The organism is Halosimplex salinum, from assembly GCF_003730195.1.
GTDB lineage: Archaea > Halobacteriota > Halobacteria > Halobacteriales > Haloarculaceae > Halosimplex > Halosimplex salinum.
The window spans coordinates 155,480-177,238 of record NZ_QWGG01000008.1 but is presented as its reverse complement, the minus strand read 5'-3'; the positions used below and the strand labels follow the sequence as shown (position 1 = coordinate 177,238).

Here is a 21,759-nt window from a genome sequence, read left to right as displayed (position 1 = left end):
GCCGCGTCGCGGTCCGAACCACTCGATTCGGGTGCCGACCCGTCGTCCGCCGGGCGGGGATTTTTTCCGCGGCGACCGTAACTCCGGGTATGGCCGCCGACCTGCCCAGTCGCGACGGCCTCCGGCCGGGAATGGCCGTCGAGGTCGTCCGGGACCAGCAAACCGACGAGAGCGAACCGATCGTCGGCGACGTCAAGGTGATCGTCACCGACGAACGGACCCACTCGGACGGAATCGGAGTCAAACTCGAGTCGGGCGTCACCGGCCGCGTGAAGCGGATCGCGCCCGAGGTGTGACCGAGGGCGGGACCGTCGTCGCGCGGGTCTCGCAGCGGGTCACTGCGGCGCTGTCGTCGCCTCTGGCTCGCCCGGTGCCACTGCGCCACGACCGTCGCCCGGCCCGCACCGGGACGCCGTGGCGCGGCCTCGCCGCGGCCCCGCACCGGGACATCGCGGCACGACCGTCGCCACGCCGGACACTGTTCCGGCGCGAGGGCGATCTCCCGTGCACGTTCCGGTACGACGGGCGTACCGCCGGTAAGCGGGTCCAAAGGTTGAAGTGTCGGCTGGCGATCCCCTCAATAGAGTGGATAATCGATGACGACGCCCGACGACGCCGTGACCGTCTCCGTTCGCAACCTCGGCGGTATCGAGGACCGGCAGGTGACGTTCGACCCCGGGGTGACGGTGCTCACGGGTCGGAACGCGACGAACCGCACGTCGCTGCTGCGGTCGATCGCGGCGGCGCTGGGCGGGTCCGCCGGCGAACTCAAGGCCGACGCCGACGAGGGGTCGGTCGAACTCGCGGTCGGCGGAGCGACCTACACGCGGCGCTTCGAACGGACAGAGGGAGGTGTCCGCACGAGCGGCGACCCGTACACGGACGAGTCGGCGCTCGCCGACCTGTTCAGTTGCGTGCTCGCGACGAACCGCGCGCGACAGGCCGCCGAGCGGGGCGACGGCGACGCCCTCCGCGAAGTCGTGATGGCCCCCGTCGACACCGGGGAGATCCGCGCCGAGATCGACCGTCGCGGGCGGGAAGTACGGACCCTCTCGGCGGAGCTCGCCGACGCGGAGCGCGAACTCGACCGCTTGCCCGACCTCCGGGAGCGCCTCGCGGCCCGCCGCGACGAGCGCGAGGCGGTCGTCGAGGAGCTGGAGACCGTCGAGACGGCGGTCGACGGCGAGGCCGACGCCCCGCCCGACGAGGCGGCCGGGGGCGTCGTCCAGCGGCTCAGAGACGCGCGTGAGGAGTATCAGGACGTGCGGGACCGACTGGAGACCCAGCGGGCGTCCGTGGAGTCGCTCGAGGACGAGCGCGAGTCCGTCGCAGAACGGCTCGAGCGTATCGACGCGCCGCGGGCCGAACTCGAGGCGGCGAGGGACGAACTCGACTCGCTCCAGGCGCGCCGCCGGTCGCTCGAGAACACGATCAACAACCTCGTGTCGATCGTCGAGTTCAACGAGGGCCTCGCCGACGGGACCGCCGACGTCGTCCCGGGGGTAGACGGCGCGGGCGACGGAGACGGCGGCGACGTGACTTCGGCGCTCGACCCGAGTGCGGAGCGGGTCGAGTGCTGGACCTGCGGGACGACGGTCGAGCGCGGCGAGATCGCCGAGCGCGTCGACGACTTGCGGTCGGTGATCGAGGAGAAACGGCGCGAACGCGACGACCTCCGCGACGGGCTCGGCGAACAGCGCGAACGCGTCGCCACCCTGCGAGAGGACGTGCAGGAACACGAGTCACTGGCTGCGGAACTCGAGGACCTCGACGAGGAGATCGACCGCCGCGAGTCGCGGATCGACGACCTGACGGACCGGGTCGACGACCTCCGGGAGCGCATCGACGACCTCGAACGCGAGGCCGAAGCGTCGGCCGCGGCGGCCGACAGCGACCTGGTGGAGCGGTACCGTCGCCTCTCGGAACTGGAGTACGAGCGCGGGCAGATCGACGAGGCGATCGGGTCGCTGGAGGGGGAGATCGACGCGGTCGAGGCGGAGCGAGACCGGCGCGACCGCCTCGAAACGGAGATCGAAGCCCACCGCGAGGCGCTGACAGACCTGCGCGACCGGATCGCAGACCTGGAGCGGGCGGCAGTCGAGACGTTCAACGACCACATGGCGACCGTGCTCGACCGACTGGGCTACGACAACGTCGAGCGGGTGTGGCTCGAACGCAAGACCGACGCGGACCCGGACGCGGTGGCCCCCGAGAGCGAGTTCGACCTGCACGTCGTGCGGTCGACGCCGGAGGGGTCCGTCTACGACGACACCGTCGACCACCTCTCGGAGTCCGAGCGCGAGGTCATCGGACTGGTCGTGGCGCTCGCGGGGTATCTCGTCCACGACGTGGCGGAGACGGTCCCGTTCGTCCTGCTGGACTCGCTGGAGGCGATCGACGCCGAGCGGATCGCCGACCTCGTCGAGTACTTCGCCGACCACGCGACGTATCTGGTCGTCGCCCTCCTCCCGGAGGACGCCCGGGCGCTCCCGGAGCACCACGAGCGCGTCCCGATGGACGAGACGGTCGCCTGACGCGCCGCGCGCCGTCACCACCGTCCGCACGCTCCTCTTCACGATGATATCACTGTTAAGCCGAGCTTATGGAACCCGGGTCGGGACGCCCTGACCCGGCCGCCCGGGCGAGACGCGCCGTCCGGGCCGGGATGGGAGGGTCGAAACACCTAGGGGGCACGTTCTTTTCCGGTGGGCACCGTAGATACAGGCGATGAGTACGATCGTCGAGGCGACAGTGCCAGCAGACCAGTTCGCGCTCGCGGAGGCGCTCTCGACGGTGCCTGACGCGGAGGTTCGGATGGTCCGGCTGGTCGCGCACGGGTCGGAGTACGTGATGCCGTTCCTCTGGGCGGGCTGTGAGGACACCGAACGACTGCACGACGCGCTCGTGAACGACCCCACGACCGAACGGGTCTCAGTGCTCGCCGACTTCGACGGCGAGTCGCTGTTCCGGGTGGACTGGGCGCCCCGCGTCCGGGTGCTCGTCTCCATCGTCGCCGAAGAGGACGCGACGATACTCGACGCCTCCGGGCAGGACGACACGTGGCACCTCCAGATCTTCTTCCCCGACCACGAACTCGTGTCGACGACCAGTGACTTCTGCGAGGAGTACGGGATCGACCTCGAACTCGAGCGGATCAACCGCCTCTCGGAGGCCTCGGAGTACGGCCACCTCGGACTCACCGAACGCCAGTACGAGACACTCGTCAGTGCCTACGAGGCGGGCTACTACGACGTACCGCGCACCGTCAACCAGGAGGAACTCGCGGAGTACTTCGACGTGTCCCACCAGGCGCTCTCCGAGCGGCTCCGCCGAGCTCACGAGACGATCATCACCAACGCGCTGTACCACAAGATCCACCGGCGCGACCACGACGTGTCCCCGCGGATGCGCCACGAGGTCGACACCTGACGCGCCGGCGGCGGACCGCGACCGGCGACTGACGGGGGCGCCGGGGCAACACGTAATCGTCGCCACCCCCAACGGAGCCCATGGCAAGCGTCACGACAGGCGAGGCGGAACCGACGGGCGAGAGCGACGACCGGGCGGCGCTGGAGCGGGCGCAGTCCGTCGCCCACCTGCTCGACGAGGCGGTCCGCATCCCGGGGACGCCAGTCCGGATCGGGGCGGACCCGATCCTCGGGATCGCGCCCGTCTCCGGCGACCTCGTCGCCGCGCTCGCGTCGCTGTACATCGTGTTCAAGGCCGTCGAAGTCGGCGTCCCGACGCGGAGCGTCGTCGCGATGCTCGGCCGGATCACGGTCGAGTTCGTCGTCGGTTCGGTCCCGGTCCTCGGGACGATCCTGGACGCCGGGTGGAAGGTCAACAAGCGGAACGTCGACGTGATGGAAGCCCACGTCGAAGGGACGGCGTGACCGCCCCGGTCACGTGACCGCTCGTCGGGACGATCCGGAGGGCGGCTTCGCTCACCCGGTAAGCTGGAGGAGCGCGAACGCGCCGATGGCGAAGGCGTAGAGCGGGATCAGGTACTCAAGCACCCGCCCCGGGAGGACGCGCACGAGATACGGCGCGACGATCGCAGCGAAGAACGCGCCGGTGAACAGCGAGGGAAACAGGCCGTACTCGATCGGAAAGCCGCCGAGGAACAGTCCGAAGTACGCCAACGCGCCGACGAGAGACACCATCCCCTCCGCGAGCGACGTGATCGCCGTCGCCGTCTTCTCGTAGACGCCGGCGTAGATCTGGCCGAGCGTCGCGATGGGCCCGTAGCCGCCGCCGGAGATCCCCTTGTTGATGCCCGCCAGCAGCGCGAACCCGGCGAGTCTGCGCGGGCGGTAGATCACGTCGCTCGGCAGGAACTGCCGGAGGAGGCCGATGACGCCCATGGCGATGACCAGCAGGGCGACGTAGATCTCGATGGCCCGCTCGGGCAACTCGACCACGAGGTACGCGAAGCCGATGGAAGCGAGCGTCCCGAGGATGCCGACGCCCGCCAGCAGCGCGACCGCCCTGGTGGCGTCGGTCAACGGCGGCGTCACCGAGAACTGGACGTTCTCGAACTCGTGGTGGAGCGCGCCGGCGAGCAGTCCGGTCACGGTCTCCGTGACGAACAGCACCGGCACCACTTCCAGCGGCGCGTACCCGAACGATAACAGCAGCGGCGTCAGCGACGTGCCGAACCCCATCCCGGAGGCGGAGTCCAGCGTCTCGAAGACGAACCCCGCGAGGAAGACGCCCGGGAGGAACAGGGCCCGAACCGACCGGGAGTCGGCGGGGCCGTCGTCGACGACGAGCACGCTCGCCGCGAGAACCACCAGATACCCCGTCACCAGCAGTGTCAGCCGTCGACGGGTTCGACGCCTGAGCCTGACCCTGTCGCCGATGGGCTTCTCGTCGAGCCGCCGGGCCGCTCTGTCGATCGCCGGCTCCGCGTAATCGACGGGTTCCGGGAACGCAGGGTCTGTCTCCGGGGATGGGTTCGACATCTGGATAGAACGGCGTGTCGTGCGATACGTCGCGCGACGGCTATTGTTCATGACCCGTTATTCCGCCGTTGCGTCGGATTACGCCCCCGGACGGCGACCGGATCGAGTCGGCGTCCGCTCGCTGTCCGTGGCCACTCGTCGCGGGGCTACGATCCGTCGCTGTCGGCCGTCGAGCAGTCACAGCCGCCGCGGTCGACGAACGCGTCGACCGGGTAGCTCGCACCGCAGTCGTCACAGGTCACGCGGACGACGTGCGAGACCGACACGTCGCCGGCCGTGAACCCGTCGGTCCGGGCGAGCCGGTCGAGCGTCCGCTCGACGATACCTTCGCTCCGCGAGCGCGCCCACTCGACGGTGCCGCGGGCGTCCTCAACGGACAGTGACGCCTGTCGGTCCGTGTCGACGTCGAGACACTCTCTGAAGTGGGTGCGAACGGTCTGGTAGGAGACGAAGTCGGCTTCGAGTTCGTCGACGTCGACGCCCGCACGGGCGAGTCGGTCGCGGAGTTCGGCCCGTTCACCCGCGCTGGCCTCGTCGCCCGCGAGCCCCTCGTAGACGCTCGACACGTCGCCGATCACGTCGGCGTCGGCCTCGCGCAGCGCCGCCCGCAGGACGGCCTCGTTGACGACGGTCTCCAGGTCGCGGAGGCTCGCGCCGTCCCGCCGTCTATCGATCAGCGTCCTGTCGAACGCGCCGAGGTCGTACGTTCGAACCGCCCGACCGATCTTGCAGGAACACTCACCTTCGCTCTCCCCGTCGGCCGGTCCCGGGTCCTCCATCGTCCACGTTCTAGTGAAAACGGACACTTAGTGGCTTCGCGTCGGTCGCCGAACCGCGCTGGCACGCCACGCGCACGTCGGCGCCGACCGGCGAACTGTACACCGTCGGTCAGGCGCCGGCAGTCCGCGCTACTGCAGCGGCCCGCCGGTGTCTCGGTGTCGGGCGCCGGGAGCCGGGCCGGTGTCGGCGGGCTGTCGGTCGCGGCCCCGTTCCCCGCGCTGTGGGTGGCCGGCCGACTGCGTCGAGGCCGGGGGGACGGCGAACGCACGGCGTCCGGGCTCGACCCGACCGGGCTGGACCAGTTCACCGGTCAGTCCGACCTGCATGGGAACGAGGTCCAGCGCCGGAGAGAGCGCGGACAGGTCGTCGCGCTCCCGGGGGCGCGACGGCTGGAGACGCCCGGCGTGGAGTGCCGACACCTGCCCGCCGGGTGATTGGGCCTTCGCGCTCGGGGCCAGCGCGCGGCGGCTTTGACCGCTCGGCGGTGCCCGGGCCGTGCCCGGCGACGGCTGGAGCTGTCCCGTCTCGGGGGACTGGCTGGGCTGTCCCGCGGACGATTGCATACTCGACGATCGGGGCGGGACCGATTGGGGGTGTGACTGTCGCCGGTCGGGCGGCCCCGACGGTGGCTGCCCGCCCCGTGTGGATTTGGGCTCCGGTGGCGGTCTCGTCCCCGGTGTCGGTTCCGTTCTTGGTGGCGGTCTCGTCCCTGGTGACGGTTCCGTTCCCGGTGCCGGTCCCCTCGACGCCCCGGCACCGGACGACAGCCTGGGTGATTCGCCGCGCTGCGGGGCGCCGGCACCGGTGGAGCTCCGCTCGACCGCTCCGCTCGGTGTGTCTGCTTTCGTCGTCCGGGCTCCGTCGTCGGCCGGTCGGGCGTCCTCGTCCGTCGAGTCGGGGTCGTCGGCGGCCGACCCCTCGTCGGCCGATTCGGACCCGCGATCGTCTTTCGGGAGGAACTGTCCGGTCTCCGGGTCGCGGGCCTGTTCGTTCGTGTCCGATCCGGTCGACGCCTCGTCGGCCGGGTCGTCGCCGTGGTCGGAGTCGGTGTCTTCGGGGCTCATGAGTACTCCGCCAGCCACGCCGCGTGCTGACACGGGCCGTTCCCGGCGGCGACGGTTAAATCCGCCTGATGATTCGACGGGTTTCCGCCCCCTTCTACGGATAAGCTCTCCTTTTCGGCGTCGCTCGACGACCGGGGGCGGTCGCCGCGGTGGCGACGGCGGCTCGCGGCGAACTGACGGTCGAAATTGGTTCTCGCCGGCGTCCGGTCACCGGCGGTCGGTCGTCACGACCGGGCGGAACACTCCTCGGGGAGATCTGCCGTCGAGAGGCGCTCGGCACCGCACCTGATACAGCGGTAGTAGGACTCCCGGTAGCCGCGCTGGTCGGCGAAGCCGCGATGTGATTCGGGGTGCCGACCGGGGACCCACTCCGTCTTGTCGATGACGAGGTGCGGGCCGACCGGTTCGGCGTCGGGGTAGGACGGTGCGACGGATCTGACGGTGCTGTTGTGGGTGCTCATGTTTCTCGTTCCCACGGCGATGACCCGCCTGTCGGGGGCGCCGACAGGGGTCGACTACGGTAGGGGATACACGTCTATAAGCGACTCCCCTGGCAGGGATGTGACCTGTCTCGGTACGGTGGTTTCGCTGGCGGATCGGCCGGGGTCGACCGGGCGTTCGGCACCGGCGAGCACCGGCGGGTCCCGGAGGGCCGCTAACCTTTATTGGTTGGTGGAGCGAACGGTTGCTCGTCGGCCACCCAGCGAAGCGTCCGCGCCGACCGAGTTACCATGACACCGAATCAGGGACGAGACCCGTCAGACCCACGGGCACGACAGCACCGAGGCACCGGACAGCAACCGCCCCAGCAGGGACAGGGCGGCCCGCAGGGCCAACCGCCACAGGGCCAACCACCGCAGGGCCAGCCGACTCCCCAGGGGGGCCAATCGCCGCCACAGCAGGGGCAACCACCCCAGCAGCGAGGGCAACCCGCTCAGCAGGGTCACCACCCACAGGCCGGGGCGCCCCAGCAACAGTATCAGCCACCCCAGCAGTCGCCAGCGATCCCACAGCAACCCCACCAGCAGACGGGTGCGCAGTCGCCGACGGCGACAGGCGCTCAGCAGTCACAGCCACGACCGACACGAGGCACGCCGCAGATGGGCGGCCGACAGCAGCAACAGGCGGGTAGCGGTATTCAGGGTGGCCCGCAGGCCACGGGCGCTCGCCCGGCCGGGGGGATGGGGCGTGCCCCCTCCTCCCGGGAGCGCTCGCTCCTCAGACCGGTCTCGGTCGACGACGTGGTGGCCGAGGACGTGGTGACCGCCGAGCGGGACACGCCCATCCGTACGGCTGTCGCGAAGATGGCAGAGCGCGACGTCGGGTCCGTGGTCGTCGTCGAGGACGACCGCCCCATCGGGATCCTCACCGACCGGAAGATCGCGCTCACGCTGGAGGAGAATCCGAACGTGGCGGACGAGACGGCGGAGGAACTGATCGACGGCGACCTGATCAGCGTCGACGCGTCGACGAGCATCTTCGACGCGCTCCAGCTGATGAGCGACGAGACGATCCGACGGCTCCCGGTCGTCGACGACGAGGGGCGACTCCGGGGGATCGTCACACTCGACGACGCGCTCGTGTTGCTCGCGAGCGAACTCGACAAACTGGCGACGACCGTCGAACGACAATCACCGCGCCTCTGAGGTCGCTGACACCGAAAAATTCATAACTGTCTCCCCGAAAGCCCGCCTTAATGGCGTCGCGACAGCAGCCGTCCTTCGGGAAGATGTGTCGTCACTTCCCGATCCGGACCGCGCTTTTCACTCTCGGACCGCTCGTGATCGGTGCAGCACAGTTCCTGAACGCCGCAGTTCACGGCTCTAACCTGTGGCTCGTCGCGGCCGTCGCGGCGATGATGGTAGCCTACTCGGTGCTCGTGACGCGCTACCAGCTCGCGACGTTCCGGCGCCAAACCGTCTCCGGTAGTTTGTGACCGACGGCGGTCACAACACCAGCGAGACGACTGCCAGCACCAGGAATATCAGGACGAGCCACTTCGCTATCTCCATGCTCAACCCGGCGACGCCGCGCGCGCCGAGGAGTGCGGCGACGATCGCGAGGACGAAAAACGCGATCGCGAGTGTGAGGAAGTCCCCCGAGAAGAACTGCAGGGGGATCGTACTCAGCGCGCCTACCGATTCGAACGTCGGAGCAGCTGTGGTGAGTGTACCGAACATGCGACTTCACCGATGACTACTCGGCTCTCCTCCTTTGTAATAGAGCTGATATCGAGCATAACACCGTCCTATCCGCCCATAATCCCGGTATAGAGTGGCTACCACCGTCTGGACGGTCGCGCGCCCGTCCGCCGACCGGTGACCATCGATCACCGTCCTCGCTCGAAACCACTGAGTCCTCGCCTGTATACGCTGTCTCTTTTCGTATCCGCATAGTACCGTCTACGTGTATTGGAACTAATTGGTATGTATCTCGGTAGCGAACGGCATTTACCGGGTAGTGATCCGGGCATTGAGTGCCGTCGTATCTGATTTCTTATTATTACTCGTTTCCCGGATCGAGCGCAACACTATTACCTTCGGCTTACAGAGAGTAGCCTGATCGTACCGACGATGGTGTGTCACGCATGAGAGACGAGGGGGCGACGGACCCGCGACTGGAGACGAGGTATCTGCACACGTTCGACGACGAGCGGCCGGGATCCGTGACGCTCGTCGGCGTCGTCCACGACCACCCGGCGACCGTCTTCCGGGTCCGGCGGGCGGTCGAACAGCTGTCGCCAGCGGTGCTCGCGCTCGAACTGCCGCCGCTCGCGGTCCCGCTGTACGAGGCGCACGCGGCGGACGGGACGGACCCGCTGACGTTCGGTGGAGAGATGGGTGCGGCCATCCAGGCGGCCGACACCGACGACGTGGTCGGGATCGACGGCCCGTCACTGGCGTTCTACCGTAGACTCACGGCTCGATTCGCCACGGAACGACCGTCCGCCGCGACGGCGGAGAAGTTCCTCAGGGGGCTGGGGTCTGTCACCTCCACCGCGGTCAGCTGTCGCCTCGCCGCGACCGTGACGCGACTGACGCCGTTCTCCCCGACCGTGGGGTCGAAAACAACCTACGACGTGTCGGCTTCGGACCCGCCCGCTCGACAGGCGGCGGACGAGGACCGACAGATCGACGCGGCGACCGCCGTGCTCGACGCCTTCGAGTCGCCGCCGGCGTCTCGGCTCCGCTCCGAGACGCGCGAAGCGCACATGGCCGACCGGATCCGCGACCTCCGCCGGCGGGGTGACGTGGTCGCCGTCGTCGGCCTCGGCCACTTCGACCCGCTCTGCGAGCGACTGGAGCGCTGAGCCGTCCGCCGGTCCCCCGAACGCCGGTGACTCACTCCGAGGGGTGTCTCACGTCCGCCAGCGCTTCGGTCGCCACGTCGCCGAGTTCGCCCGCCTCGATGTGCGAGTAGCGTTCGCGGACCATCTGTTCCGAGTTGTCGAGGTAGCGCGCGGCGACGGTGTACCCGAACGCGCGGACGAGCACCTCGCCCATCCCGCGCCGACCGCCGTGTGGCGCGAGGTAGTCGTGTTTCGGGTGGTCGACGGTGAGGCCGGCCTCGTCGGAGAGGCGTCGCAGGACCGACCGGGCGCCGTCGGTCGTCATCGACGGCGGGCGGACGTCCGCTTCGAGCGCGAGCAACAGGTCGCGAGCGTGCTCGTCCCGCCGGGCGGCGATCGCCTCCGGGTCGAGTCCGCGGTCGGCCAGTTCCTCGTCGACCAGACTCGCGAGCGACCGGCGGTCGAAGGTCGGGAACACCGGCCACCGCTCGCTCGGCGGGTCGACGAGTCTGCGGTAGCTCCGGATCGGGTGTCCCACCGGGTCCGGGAGGCTGGCCGCGTCCCACTGCTGTTTCTTTCGATAGACGTCCATCCGCCCCTCGTCGACGTCGACCTCTCCCCAGCGGACGCCGCGCCGTCGCGGGTCGTTCGGGTCGCGGAGGAGTTCGCCAACCCGGACAGCCGTGTACGCGAGAACGAAGACGAGTGCCCTGTCACGTGCCGCTTTCAGCGCCGCGTAGCGCGCTCGCTGTCTCTCGAGCGCGTTCGTGTCTTCGGGCAGCGTCGTGAACGCCTCGATGGCGCTCCGGGCCTCGTCGTCCACGTAGCGCGTGAGGGCGTGTCGCTGCTCCGGCGTCCAGGCCTGCTGGTCGCCCGGCTTGCGACCGTCGTCCTCGGGGAGGGGCGACATCGCGCTGGCCCGTTGCGCGTAGTGGGCCTCCAGGTATCCCTCGTTGACACACCAGCCACACCACGCCGAAACGTACGCGTAGTAGGTCTTGACGGTGTTCTGCTTGAGGCCGCGGTCGCCGGCGAGGTGACGGGCGTACGCGCGGAACACCCGTTCGTCGAGGTCGGTGAAGGCCGGCGGTCGGTCGGTGTCGGCAGGTGTGATCCCGGTCCAGTCGTCGCTCCCCCGGTCTCCGGCCGCCCACGCTTCGAAGCGCCGGAGCTCGCGAGCGGCGTTCCGGCGGTAGTTCCCGCCGTCGCCGGCGCGACCCTTCCCCTTGTCCTGGAGGTACCGATCGAACGAACTCGCCAGCGGCCGATCGCCGCCGTCCCGAACGGGGTCGTCGTCGATCATACCGAATCGGTCCGCCGACTGTCCACGGACGAGGTCGCGGCGTCGGTTCTCTGTCCGGTTGCCCCAACAGAAACACCCCGTCGCGTTCCGACGACGGCGTCTCGGTCAGTCATCGGGGGTTACCGCTCCTCGCCGCCGTGACTGGATCCGTCGTCGACGGGAGCGACCACCGACTCCGTCGAGCCGTCGGCGACCGCCCAGAACCGGTCGCGATGCTCGACGAGCCCGTGTCGCTCGAGCCGGTGCAACGTGGGCCCGACACTCCCCGCCGGGACGTCGACGCGGTCGACGATCTCCCGTTGCCGGAACGCCCGGTCCCCGTGCTCGACGAGGAAGCGATACACCGTCCCCTGCGTAGTCTCCGCCGACAGGTCCGGGACCGGGGGCCCGTCCTCGTCGACGCGCTGGAACTCGTCCCTCGAGATCGGCATTTCGAGTATTCGTTTGTATCAGAAGGTATTAGCTCTTGTCGTCGGCCGTCTCCCACCTGCCGAGCCGGTCGGTGGTGGCCCGTGGACGCCCCTCACGATCCTCTCGGGCCCGGTACGACTGGTGTGCGAAGAGAGCGAGAGTCGTCTCGAGAGCGTCCACACCGGTCCGGTGAAAGCTGTGTACACAGCGAGATGACGGATCCGGCGGATATAACGATCTACGACACGAGGGAGTTCCGACCGCAGAAAGACCGTCGTAGCCACCGGAACCGTGGCCGCTGTCGAAAGTGACAAACCCCGATCTCGGGACAGATCGGACGATCGCGGAGACACGGCTGACGCGCTCCACGGCCTGGAATTCACAACGTGTGAATTCCGGGACGGGGACTCCGGGATCCGACGGCTGTCCGCCGCGCTCGTTCGGGGCCGCTCACGTCGCTTCGTCAGTGGACCTCGAAAGTTCGAGACCACACTTCGCCGAGTTCCGAGAGGGCCGTCCCTCCGCTCGAGGCGCCACAGCACGCACGTTACCCTCGAATCCGCAACTGCGACGGCGCTCAGTCCCGGGTGAGTTCGGCGAGCGCTCCCCCGATGATCCTCGTGATATCCGACGAATGTCCGCCGGGCTGTTCCGCTGTTCCCCTGCAATCACGTCTCGACGACCACCGCGGACCTCGAAGATCGTGAACCCGTGATCGAGCGGTAGCGGCACTACCGATGGACGTTTCGCCGACCGTTCACTGTTTTTCTCGGTTCTGTTCGCGCTCGGTTCCTGTCTCCGCACGGAGGGATCACAGAGATCCGTCCCGTCTCTGTCGACCCGTCCTCTATCAGAACTGATTCTCTCGAACACTTGGGAGTTTATTACTGTATTCTTACAATTCTATAATCGGGCCGAGACGCTCCGATAGTGATCGACGAGCAACATATATCCAAGCGATCACTATGTAATATTAATCCGTTCAGTTTTTCTCCGACTCGTTGGTCGGATCGTGCGTCGAGTGCTGCTGTCAGACGGCTGTCGGGACTCCCCGCGCTCACGTCGGCATTTCAGACAGTAGAGTTACACGAGTTTCTCGAACTCCCGAATCTCAATAACAAGTCTATGACTGTAATCTCGCGGTTCTCGAGGATCGTTCAGGGGGTCCGATACGTGTGAAACGTGTTTCGCACACGTTGCACGTTCCGAAGAAAGTGGGTCCCGGAGAGAGAGGAGTACAGCGACACCGCGTTGTCGGTCGCCACAGCAGTCGCTGACTGCCGTCGACCCGTCTCGGGGCGTTGGCGAAGCGTGCCCGAACCGTCGCGTCGAGGCTATCGGGTTACAGGACCTGACGCAGGATCTGGAGTTCCTCCTCCTTCGAGACGTAGTCGGCGTCCATACACGCGTGAACCATCTTGTGCGTGAGATCGGGATCCAGTGCACACTCTCCCCCGGAGTCGCCGCGCTCGTCGAGGCGCTCCTCGAGTGATGCGACCCGGGACCGGAGGGTCTGGACGGTCGCGTCCCGCCCGGGCCTCGCGTAGTCGACGCCGGCCGCTCCGGCCGGGGCGCTGTCGAACAGCCGTCGGACGAACGCTCGCCGGTCCGCCCAGTCGAAGCCCGGGATCTCGTTCACGCGTTTCGATATCGTCGCTCTCGTCACGCCGAGTTCCCCCGCGATCGTTTCTTGCGTTGCGGTCGGATCCCGGTGGACCGCCCGGAGCGTCTCCAGCTGTTTCTCCGTCAACTCCGACGGATCGACCACCGGTCGCTCTGTCGCTTCACCCTCCGAGCTCACCGTCGCGAGATCTATCGTCAGATCCGCTTCGGTCTCCGCATCGCCGTTCGTTCCCCCTGTGTCCGTTATCGTGTCGGTGCCCGACTCCTCCGTCGGGTCCGGTTCAGAGATACCGTTCATATCTGAATCCGCCTGTTCGCTGGGTACGCCGTCGTGACCGGGTTCGTCCCCCTCGTCCCCTCGGTTCGGTCGGGTGCCGGTCGTCGCCGGGTCGCCGTACTCCTCCAGGACGCGCTCGACGAACGTCTCCGACGCGCCACTGACCATCTCCGAGATCGCAGTGAGCGACGCGTCCGGGTTCGACCGCGCAACGTCCAGTATCTTCTTGTGAATCATCGCCCGTGGCCGTGAGACGCTCTCACGACCGCTCTCGACACGCGCAGTTTTTGACTTGCCCATCCGTGTACCGCCCGCTACTATCCTACGAAATCCATCAAATAAAAGTATCCCTTATGTCGCCGGTTCTGAAAGTACTGACGAAGCACATTCCGAGAGCCGCCCACGGGCACACGCCTGTGAACGAAACGGATCCGTTCGTTCACAGGGGGCGTCGTCACATGAGTAAGAACAAAGAGAACTGACACTGAAGCGGACGCATGGACGCGATCGTTCTCGCAGGGGGGTTCGCGACACGACTGTGGCCGGTCACACGGGACCGTCCGAAGATGTTCCTGCCGATCGGCGAGACGACGGTGATCGACGACATCTTCCGGGACCTCGAGAGTGACGCTCGGATCGAGGACGTGTACGTCTCGACGAACGCGGAGTTCGCGGACGACTTCCGGCGCCACATCTCGGAGTCGCCGTTCGAGAAACCGACCGTCTCGGTCGAGGGGGCCGAGGCGGAAGCGGAGAAGTTCGGCGTCGTCGGTGCGCTCGCCGAACTGGTCGAGCGCGAGGGGCTGGACGACGACACGCTGGTGATAGCCGGCGACAACCTGATCAGTTTCTCGCTCCCGGAGTTCGTCGACTCGTTCGAAGCGAACGGAGCGACGACTATCGCCGCCTACGACGTGGGGGATCCGCAACGAGCGACGCAGTACGGGGTGATCGACGTCGACGGCGACCGCGTGGTGGAGTTCGAGGAGAAACCGTCCGACCCGCCCAGCACGCTCGTCTCGATCGCGTGCTACGCGTTCCCCGCCGAGACCATCGACCTGTTCGACACCTATCTCTCGGGAGACAACAACCCGGACGAACCCGGCTGGTTCGTCGAGTGGCTCCTCGGTCGGGACCCCGTCTTCGCGTTCTCCTTCGAGGGCGCGTGGTTCGACATCGGAACGCCCGACGGCTACCTCGACGCGTTCTCGTGGTCGCTCGACGGCGAGACGCTCGTCCACCCGGAGGCGACCGTCCGCGACTCTCGACTCCGGGAGAACGTCCACGTGATGCGCGGTGCGACGGTGACGGATTCGACGCTCGAACGGACGGTCGTGTTCCCGGACGCGACGCTCTCGTCGTGCGAGACGCAGTCCGCCATCGTCGACGAGGGGACGGAGCTCCACTCGGTCACCCTCTCGAACGCGCAGATCGGCGCGAACACGTCTCTCGGACGGTCGGAGTCGGACCGCTGAGACGCGACAGCGCCGGTTCGGCCGGCCCGTAGTGACGGTCGGGGTTACACCGACCGTTCCGCACCGACCAGCATGCTCAGGAAGAACGAGCTGAACACGGTCTGGACGCCGATCAGGGTGACCGTCGACGCGAGCAGGTTCACGGACGCGGAGGGGACTGCTGCCCACCCCTCGATCGTCCAGGCGACGACGGCGTAGCACAGGACGGTCGCGCCGCCGGCGAAGATCACCAGCCCGAGCGACGCGCCGTGTTCGAGCTGGAACCGGTCGCGGATCAGGTCGGTGATCGGGTCGGCCGGCTCGCGTATCGGGTCCGTCGCGACGGAGCTGAACATCGCGAGACAGCCTATCTGGTAGCCGACGACCGTGATCAGGCTCCCCGCGATCATCGTCTGGAGTCCGAACGTCGCGGAGCCGAGCTGGACCTCGAACAGCGAGAGACCCATGACCGTGACGCCGAGCAACGCGAACAGCACGGCCGGCCCCGAGAACAGGTAGCCGGGGGCGTTCACGAGCATGAACTTCACGTGTCGCCAGCCGTCACGGAAGCTATCGAGCGTCGCGTCGCCCTCGCGCTCGTAGTACGTGATCGGTCGTTCCTCGATGTTCATGTCCTTCGCGGCCGCGTCCATGATCATCTCGCTGGCGAACTCCATCCCGGTCGTCTCGAGCTCTAGCTCCTCCAGCGCGTCCCGGTCGATGACGCGGAGCCCGCTGTGCGCGTCGCTCACGCCCGCGTCGTAGAACGTGTTGAGGAACCGGGTCAGGAGCGGGTTCCCGACGTACTGGTGGAGCGCCGGCATCGCGCCGGACTTGATCTCCCCCTCGAGCCGACTCCCCATCGCGATGTCGGTGTCGTCCCGGTTCGCGAGCCTGACGAGTTTCGGGAGCTCCTCGAAGTCGTACGTCGTGTCCGCGTCCCCGATGGCGATGTACTCCCCTCGCGCGTGCTCGAAGGCGTACTTGTACGCGTTGCCGTACCCGCTCTCGTCCGGTTCGACGACGATAGCCCCCAGCTCGCGTGCGATCTCGGGCGTGCGGTCGGTCGAACTGTCGCTGACGATGATCTCCGAGACGACGCCGAGCTCGGCGACGGCCGTCTTGATACGGTCGATGCACTCCGCGATGCCCTCCTCCTCGTCGAGAGTGGGCATGACGACCGTCAGGCTCGGTTCCTGCGCGCTGTCTTTCTGGACCAGCAGGTCGTCCCCGTGCAGGTCCGTCGTTCCCTCGTTCGTCTCCGAGAGGTCGGCGACCGCGACCGACTCGTTCGGAGTTCCGTGAGTGTTGTCGTTTTCTCCTTCGGGATCGGGTACCATGTTACTCCGACGACTCACCGCCGTCAGCTACGAGTCGAGCGCCCGACGACCGGTCACACCGGACCGGCCGTCCCCCACACTCGACACAGACGTAGGTTCCTTCGATCGTTTCGACAACCGGCGCGTTACAGTCGATACACTTGATACTTGCCGTCCGTGCAGCTCGTGGATAGCGGCCCACCTATTCTCACCGTTGTCGATAATCCAGTTGGGTGAACGGTATAAAATACTTTTCTCTGAGTTGACTATTGTGGCCCGCCCCTCACACCGAAACCGGGATGCTGTCGGGTGATTCCACGATGTGTTACACTCCGGTGCGTCGCGTGATCGGCCGGTCGTAGTCCGGGCGTCGTATCGAAACGTGAACGTGACGTCGTGTCCGACCGCACCGGTAGAGCGTATCGTTACGGACGTTCACGTTCGTTCAGTGGCGGTAACGTGTCGAACCGGGAGAGGTCCGGCTGACCGCCGATGAGGACGTCGCCGTCGAGTTCGATCCAGCTGTGTGCCTCGATGCTGTCGGACCCCTCTCTGTCGACGCCGAGACGGTGCGTCGGCGTGTACCCGTACAGCCGCAACAACGTCTCGGTGGCCACGGAGCGCATCAGGCACGTCCGTGACCCGGGGAGCCGTCTGTCAGCGGTCGAGACGGCCCACGCGACCCGGAGCGGCGTGGGTGACCCCGGAACGGTCACGCGTCTGGCCACTCGAACGAGGAGGGTTCGCAGTCCGTGGAGCGACCAGAGCGAAAGCCCGACTCGGGCGACGACGAGCAGGCCGCTCGCCGCGAACAGGCGCAAGTAATCCCCCCGGGAGAGCGCGCGCAATCGAGCGACGGTCCCCATTCTACGGCTGTTCGTGGCGACTGCGGTCCACTTCGGCGGCCGGTTCGACGAGCGGGTCACGACGGTGCCGGTCCGACCCGTGGGTCGCGGGGTCCTCCGCCGCTGTGTGACGGACCCGCCGGTCACCGGAGCGTGTCGAGAGCGACGCCCCGGTCGAAGCGACCCGAGTCGGGGACGTTCGGTGGTCTGCGAAGGGCATTCGTTACCGTCCCCTTCTCGCCGACCGACATAAATCCAGTCGCCGGCCGCCGGGGCACCGGAACTGTTATGTTCGTGTACGGGCCTTCTCCTGACACATCTTTCACACATGAGCGCAGAACAGATGCAGGCCGTCGAGCTCCCGACGGAGGTCGTCGACCAGGTCGAGGAACGTCTCTCGCGGACGGAGTTCGAATCGTCCGGGGAGTACATCGCGTACGTGCTGGAGGAGGTGCTCCACCGGGTCGAGACGGAGGCCGGCGACGGGGACTTCGAGGACGTCGAGGAGCAGGAAGTCCGGGACCGACTCGAATCCCTCGGGTATCTCAACGAGTGAACGGCCACCGCTGACCGACCACCGCTGACCGACTCGAATCCACTCGTTCCCACTCGCTGAGGGCCCGTGATACGTCGACGCGCTCTCACGCGAGGACTACCACGGCCGCGACTACGTCACTGTCACTCGCGTCCCGGTCACCACTTCTCCATCCAGTCGTTCGTGCTGTCGCCGCCGGGAGACGGGTCGCGGTCAGGGAGACCAGGGAACCCGTCGAGTGCCCAGATACCCACGACGAGCGGGACCAGTAACACCTGGATGACGAACCTGTCGGTCAGGATGTCGACCGGCGCCCGGTGCCTGAGAGCGGAGAAGTGAACGACGACTCGCAGCACGTGGTCCATCACGTTCTCCGAGGGGTAGGTGGGCGCCTCGCGGAGCGGCCACAGGAGATACGGTGCGTCGAGGCTCGACGCCCCGCGAAGGACCGGGTAGAACGCGTCCGCGAACAGGTGCGTGAGGACGCCGAATCCGAACGCTGCGCCCCACTCGCCACGCCCGCGGCGTCGCGCGAAGAGGTAGACCATCGCACAGACCGGGACGGTCGTCAGGAGCGAGTGTCCGATCCCACGGCCGTCGAAGACCGCTAACCACCAGTTCAGCGGTTTGTCGACGAGGTCCGGCGCCTGTGTCCCGAGCAGTGCCAGGAGCGTCGGCGCGTCGTCCGGCGACCGCCGATGCCACAGCCGAGTTCCTCCTGAGTACAACAGATAGCCGACGGCGAGATGCCCCCATGGCAACATTGACGGATCGAACTTTCCCTCACACCGTATTGTGTGTACCGGTTAGAGACCTGACCTTTATACTGCGGCGGATCTATCACGGACAATTAGGGGTATACACGTGATTACCTTCTCAGATTCGACAGGGGTGGAACGCTCGGAGACAGTGCTCGCGACGACCGTCGACGGGGAGGCGGTCATGCTCGAGACGGAGTCCGGGACCTACTACGGGTTCAACGAGACCGCGACGTTCGTGTGGGAGCGTCTCGAAACCGCCGCCACTGTGTCCGAACTCAGGGAGGCGATTCTCTCGCGGTACGACGTCGACCGTGAACAGTGCGAACGGGACCTCGAGGACACGCTCGCCGAGATGGCGGAGCACGGGCTCGTCGAGGTCGACAGCGACATCTGACGGAGTAGTCGAATGGGAATACAAACCGATATCATCGCCGTTCGGTCCCGAACGGGCCTCGGGGGAACGTGGCTCCGTGACCGGACGGTCGTCGAGGGGGACGAACCGTCACGGCCGCCCGGCGACGGCGAACCATGAGCGGGATACTCTGCCTGTTCGACCGTGGCCGTGGAAGCCTCGACCGGGACGTCCTGACGAGGGCGCTGGACACGCTCGACCACCGCGGACCGGACGGGCAGGACGCCTGGCTGGACGACCGCGTCGGGCTCGGCCACCAGCAGCTACGGACCACACCGGAAGGACGCTTCGACGACCAGCCGTCTCGCGACCGGGGGCTCGTCGTCTCTGCGGACGCACGCATCGACAATCGCGACGAGCTACTGGAGACCCTCCGGATCGTCGACCCGCCCGGTCAGGTCCCCGACAGTCAACTGCTCGCAGCGGCCTACCGGGAGTGGGGCGAACACTGCGTCGACCACCTCGTCGGCGCGTTCGCGTTCGTCGTCTGGGACGCGAACGAGCAGTCGGTGTTCTGTGCTCGGGACCACTTCGGCGTCAAGCCGCTGTACTATCACGAGGGCGAGGGCGGGTTCGCCGCCGCCTCCGAGGCGAAGGCGCTCCTCGCGCTCCCGTTCGTCCCCGGGACGCTCGACGACCTGAAGATCGGCGACTTCCTGTTGAACACGTGGGAAGACAAGGAGAACACGTACTACGAGGCGATCCGTCGACTGCCGCCCGCACACGCGATGCGCATCGACGCGTCCGAGGCTCGAACGTGGCAGTACTGGGACCTGGACCCGACCCGGACGGTCAGTCTGGAGTCCGACGTGGCCTACGAACGGCGGTTCCGCGAACTGCTCGAACAGGCCGTCGACTGTCGCCTCCGGACCGATGGATCGGTCGGTTCGGACCTCAGCGGCGGTCTCGACTCGTCGGCGGTCACGGCCGTGGCGCGGGACCTGCTGCCGTCGGACGAGCCGCTGTACACGTACTCGAACGTCTACGACGAGTCGCCGACCAGCGACGAGCGGGAGTTCATCGAGACGCTGACCGACCGACCGGGGATCGTCCCGCGGTACGTCTATCTCGACGGTGTGGGGACGCTCGTCGACGTCGACGAGTGGCTCCCGTACTACGACGAACCGGCGCACAACGTCATGCACTTCGGGAAGTGGCAGAAGCTCCGGCGGATCCGGGACGACGAGGTCGGCGTCCACCTCAGCGGCGCCCTCGGCGACAGCGCCATCGACTACGGGTTCGGCTGGCTCCCGCAGATGCTCCGCACCGGCCACTGGCTCCGGCTCTACAGGACGCTCCGTGAGATGAGCGACGTGACGGGGGCGCCGTTCCCGCGCCTGTTCAAGTCGATGGCGCTGGCGAACCTCGTTCCGGATCCCGTCGAGCGGACGTATCAGCGACTCCGAGGCGACCCCGTGTTACTGGAGGCGGTGAACCCGACGGTGAACCCCGAGTTCGTCGACGAGTACGGGCTTCAGGGGCGATACAAGTCGCTGCAGAACACCGGTTCGGTGCTCCGTCGCAGCGCCCGCAGGTGGCAGCGCCGGTCGCTGCTCTCGGGGCACATCACGGCCACGTTCGAGACGGTCGACCAGTTACACGCGCTGTTCGGCGTCGAACCACGTCACCCGTTCACCGACGTTCGACTGGTCGAGTTCTCGCTCGCCATGCCGCCCGAGCAACACCTCTCGGACGGGTACACGCGCTCGATCGCTCGCCGGGCGCTCGGCGACCTCCTGCCCGACAAGATTCAGTGGCGACCCTGGAAGGCCATGCTCGACGAGGGGTTCAGGAACGCGCTCGCCGCGGAAGACGAGCACGTTCGACGGATGCTGTCGGACCCGGGCCGACTCGCGACGTACGTCGACGTGGACGCGCTCCGCGAGTCCTACGACCGGTTCGACCGGGACGTCACGTCCGAAGACCCGAAGCCGATCTGGCGAGCCCTCTCGCTGTACGTCTGGCTCGAGGAACGCGGGGAGCGAGACCGCGTGGCTTCGGCCGACGCGACGACCCCCCGCTCCACCGTTGCGACGAACGACGACGTTCGGTAGCGTGAATCGCGACACGTTCGTATCGTGAACGTCGGATCAATTACCATCGACGTCCCAGCGAGCTGCGAATCGCCGGCGTATCGCGCTCTGCGGCCCGAATCAGACCTGCCGGGACAACTTTTTTAACATGTTAACTCATAACGACGATCAATGTCAGATGCTGACAGTCACGGGTACGAGGCACCGCAGATCAACGAACACGGTTCGGTCGAGGAGATCACCGAGACGGGTAGCGGTAACAACAAGCAGGGGGACAGCACGGACGAATACTCGAACACGACCCCGCTCACCGGGTCGATATTCTGATCCCATGGCGAAACCGACCCGACGGTCGTACAGGACGCCGGTCGTCCAGAGACACGGCACGGTCGAACAGATCACGCGGACGGGGAGCGGTACCAACAAGGTCGGTGACAACACCGACGAGTACTCCGGTGCGACGCCGCTCACCGGGTCCGTTTTCTAGGGCCAGTGGACGGCGGAGTCGGCCCGTCTGCGGAACACCAGTGGGGACGCACCAGCCGTTCCCGCGATTTTCGGCCACCCAGTCCGAGACCGGCAGGTACGTCGGTCGGCGCAGGACGAGGTGGCCGCCACAGCGCCCGCCGGGCGTGACGTTCGACAGCACTTCGGGCCAGCGGCCGACGGCTCCGTGCGAGCGGCCGACG

The 21,759-nt window shown here is 67.3% G+C and carries 25 protein-coding genes; 14 read left to right on the top strand and 11 right to left on the bottom strand.

Annotated elements, in window-relative coordinates; translation table 11 throughout:
- The first annotated feature begins 89 nt into the window (after window positions 1–89).
- The 4 genes from D1409_RS18790 (at window position 90) to D1409_RS18775 (ending at window position 3,893) form a co-directional block, all read left to right on the top strand.
- Window positions 90–296 (top strand): DUF2196 domain-containing protein, encoded by a 207-nt coding sequence (locus D1409_RS18790; protein WP_123538533.1) that lies wholly within the window; start codon window positions 90–92, stop codon window positions 294–296.
- Between the two features lie 300 nt (window positions 297–596).
- Window positions 597–2,534, top strand: coding sequence for an archaea-specific SMC-related protein (locus D1409_RS18785; protein ID WP_123538532.1), 1,938 nt, complete (start codon window positions 597–599; stop codon window positions 2,532–2,534).
- A 193-nt stretch (window positions 2,535–2,727) separates the two neighbouring features.
- Window positions 2,728–3,429: a helix-turn-helix domain-containing protein gene (locus D1409_RS18780; protein WP_123538531.1), complete on the top strand. Its 702-nt coding sequence runs from the start codon at window positions 2,728–2,730 to the stop codon at window positions 3,427–3,429.
- Between the two features lie 80 nt (window positions 3,430–3,509).
- Window positions 3,510–3,893 (top strand): DUF4112 domain-containing protein, encoded by a 384-nt coding sequence (locus D1409_RS18775; protein ID WP_123538530.1) that lies wholly within the window; start codon window positions 3,510–3,512, stop codon window positions 3,891–3,893.
- A 51-nt stretch (window positions 3,894–3,944) separates the two neighbouring features.
- On the opposite strand, the gene D1409_RS18770 is transcribed toward D1409_RS18775, so the two are convergent.
- The 4 genes from D1409_RS18770 to D1409_RS18755 form a co-directional block, all read right to left on the bottom strand.
- Window positions 3,945–4,964 (bottom strand): sulfite exporter TauE/SafE family protein, encoded by a 1,020-nt coding sequence (locus D1409_RS18770; RefSeq protein ID WP_123538529.1) that lies wholly within the window; start codon window positions 4,962–4,964, stop codon window positions 3,945–3,947.
- A 146-nt stretch (window positions 4,965–5,110) separates the two neighbouring features.
- On the bottom strand, window positions 5,111–5,743 hold the full coding sequence (gene rdfA / locus D1409_RS18765) for a rod-determining factor RdfA (protein WP_123538528.1): 633 nt from the start codon (window positions 5,741–5,743) through the stop codon (window positions 5,111–5,113).
- A 129-nt stretch (window positions 5,744–5,872) separates the two neighbouring features.
- Window positions 5,873–6,808 (bottom strand): hypothetical protein, encoded by a 936-nt coding sequence (locus D1409_RS18760; RefSeq protein WP_123538527.1) that lies wholly within the window; start codon window positions 6,806–6,808, stop codon window positions 5,873–5,875.
- Window positions 6,809–7,032: 224 nt separating this feature from the next.
- On the bottom strand, window positions 7,033–7,269 hold the full coding sequence (locus tag D1409_RS18755; RefSeq protein WP_123538526.1) for a hypothetical protein: 237 nt from the start codon (window positions 7,267–7,269) through the stop codon (window positions 7,033–7,035).
- A gap of 639 nt (window positions 7,270–7,908) precedes the next feature.
- Between D1409_RS18755 and D1409_RS24735 the strand changes: the two genes are divergently transcribed.
- Both D1409_RS24735 and D1409_RS18745 read left to right on the top strand, forming a co-directional pair.
- Window positions 7,909–8,454 carry a CBS domain-containing protein gene (locus D1409_RS24735; RefSeq protein ID WP_164471780.1) on the top strand — a complete coding sequence of 182 codons (546 nt, stop codon included), beginning with the start codon at window positions 7,909–7,911 and terminating at the stop codon, window positions 8,452–8,454.
- A gap of 50 nt (window positions 8,455–8,504) precedes the next feature.
- The gene (locus tag D1409_RS18745) at window positions 8,505–8,744 is read left to right on the top strand and encodes a hypothetical protein (protein ID WP_123538524.1); all 240 of its coding nucleotides are present in this window, start codon (window positions 8,505–8,507) and stop codon (window positions 8,742–8,744) included.
- A gap of 10 nt (window positions 8,745–8,754) precedes the next feature.
- Here D1409_RS18745 and D1409_RS18740 read toward each other — a convergent pair whose 3' ends face one another.
- Window positions 8,755–8,988, bottom strand: a complete 234-nt coding sequence (locus D1409_RS18740) for a DUF1328 domain-containing protein (protein ID WP_123538523.1) — start codon at window positions 8,986–8,988, stop codon at window positions 8,755–8,757.
- Between the two features lie 407 nt (window positions 8,989–9,395).
- Between D1409_RS18740 and D1409_RS18735 the strand changes: the two genes are divergently transcribed.
- Complete coding sequence (locus D1409_RS18735) at window positions 9,396–10,118, top strand: hypothetical protein (RefSeq protein WP_123538522.1); 723 nt, start codon at window positions 9,396–9,398, stop codon at window positions 10,116–10,118.
- 31 nt (window positions 10,119–10,149) lie between these two features.
- Here D1409_RS18735 and D1409_RS18730 read toward each other — a convergent pair whose 3' ends face one another.
- From D1409_RS18730 to D1409_RS18720, 3 genes are all read right to left on the bottom strand, one after another.
- Window positions 10,150–11,400 (bottom strand): tyrosine-type recombinase/integrase, encoded by a 1,251-nt coding sequence (locus tag D1409_RS18730; protein WP_123538521.1) that lies wholly within the window; start codon window positions 11,398–11,400, stop codon window positions 10,150–10,152.
- 119 nt (window positions 11,401–11,519) lie between these two features.
- On the bottom strand, window positions 11,520–11,831 hold the full coding sequence (locus D1409_RS18725; protein ID WP_206425122.1) for a helix-turn-helix transcriptional regulator: 312 nt from the start codon (window positions 11,829–11,831) through the stop codon (window positions 11,520–11,522).
- A 1,322-nt stretch (window positions 11,832–13,153) separates the two neighbouring features.
- On the bottom strand, window positions 13,154–13,948 hold the full coding sequence (locus tag D1409_RS18720) for a hypothetical protein (protein WP_123538520.1): 795 nt from the start codon (window positions 13,946–13,948) through the stop codon (window positions 13,154–13,156).
- A gap of 260 nt (window positions 13,949–14,208) precedes the next feature.
- Between D1409_RS18720 and D1409_RS18715 the strand changes: the two genes are divergently transcribed.
- A complete protein-coding gene (locus D1409_RS18715; RefSeq protein ID WP_123538519.1) occupies window positions 14,209–15,186 on the top strand; it encodes a sugar phosphate nucleotidyltransferase in 978 nt (325 codons plus the stop codon).
- A gap of 44 nt (window positions 15,187–15,230) precedes the next feature.
- Here the strand turns inward: D1409_RS18715 and D1409_RS18710 are convergent, their stop codons facing one another.
- Window positions 15,231–16,505 carry a glycosyltransferase family 2 protein gene (locus D1409_RS18710; RefSeq protein ID WP_123538518.1) on the bottom strand — a complete coding sequence of 425 codons (1,275 nt, stop codon included), beginning with the start codon at window positions 16,503–16,505 and terminating at the stop codon, window positions 15,231–15,233.
- A gap of 404 nt (window positions 16,506–16,909) precedes the next feature.
- On the bottom strand, window positions 16,910–17,350 hold the full coding sequence (locus tag D1409_RS24730) for a lasso peptide biosynthesis B2 protein (protein ID WP_164471779.1): 441 nt from the start codon (window positions 17,348–17,350) through the stop codon (window positions 16,910–16,912).
- 307 nt (window positions 17,351–17,657) lie between these two features.
- Here D1409_RS24730 and D1409_RS18695 point away from each other — a divergent pair, with 307 nt between their 5' ends.
- Window positions 17,658–17,885 carry a hypothetical protein gene (locus tag D1409_RS18695; RefSeq protein ID WP_123538516.1) on the top strand — a complete coding sequence of 76 codons (228 nt, stop codon included), beginning with the start codon at window positions 17,658–17,660 and terminating at the stop codon, window positions 17,883–17,885.
- A 137-nt stretch (window positions 17,886–18,022) separates the two neighbouring features.
- Here D1409_RS18695 and D1409_RS18690 read toward each other — a convergent pair whose 3' ends face one another.
- Entirely contained in the window at window positions 18,023–18,628 is a 606-nt protein-coding gene (locus D1409_RS18690; RefSeq protein WP_123538515.1) for a metal-dependent hydrolase, read from the bottom strand.
- A 127-nt stretch (window positions 18,629–18,755) separates the two neighbouring features.
- Here D1409_RS18690 and D1409_RS18685 point away from each other — a divergent pair, with 127 nt between their 5' ends.
- The 5 genes from D1409_RS18685 to D1409_RS24725 all read left to right on the top strand — a co-directional run bounded on the left by D1409_RS18685 (window position 18,756) and on the right by D1409_RS24725 (window position 21,557).
- Window positions 18,756–19,019 (top strand): PqqD family protein, encoded by a 264-nt coding sequence (locus tag D1409_RS18685; protein ID WP_123538514.1) that lies wholly within the window; start codon window positions 18,756–18,758, stop codon window positions 19,017–19,019.
- 12 nt (window positions 19,020–19,031) lie between these two features.
- Window positions 19,032–19,157 carry a hypothetical protein gene (locus D1409_RS25615; protein ID WP_268895833.1) on the top strand — a complete coding sequence of 42 codons (126 nt, stop codon included), beginning with the start codon at window positions 19,032–19,034 and terminating at the stop codon, window positions 19,155–19,157.
- The gene (locus D1409_RS18680) at window positions 19,154–21,091 is read left to right on the top strand and encodes an asparagine synthase-related protein (RefSeq protein WP_123538513.1); all 1,938 of its coding nucleotides are present in this window, start codon (window positions 19,154–19,156) and stop codon (window positions 21,089–21,091) included. Before D1409_RS25615 ends, D1409_RS18680 begins: the two co-directional genes overlap by 4 nt.
- A 150-nt stretch (window positions 21,092–21,241) precedes the next feature.
- Entirely contained in the window at window positions 21,242–21,397 is a 156-nt protein-coding gene (locus D1409_RS18675) for a lasso RiPP family leader peptide-containing protein (RefSeq protein WP_123538512.1), read from the top strand.
- Between the two features lie 4 nt (window positions 21,398–21,401).
- Complete coding sequence (locus D1409_RS24725; protein WP_164471778.1) at window positions 21,402–21,557, top strand: hypothetical protein; 156 nt, start codon at window positions 21,402–21,404, stop codon at window positions 21,555–21,557.
- Window positions 21,558–21,759: the final 202 nt, after the last annotated feature.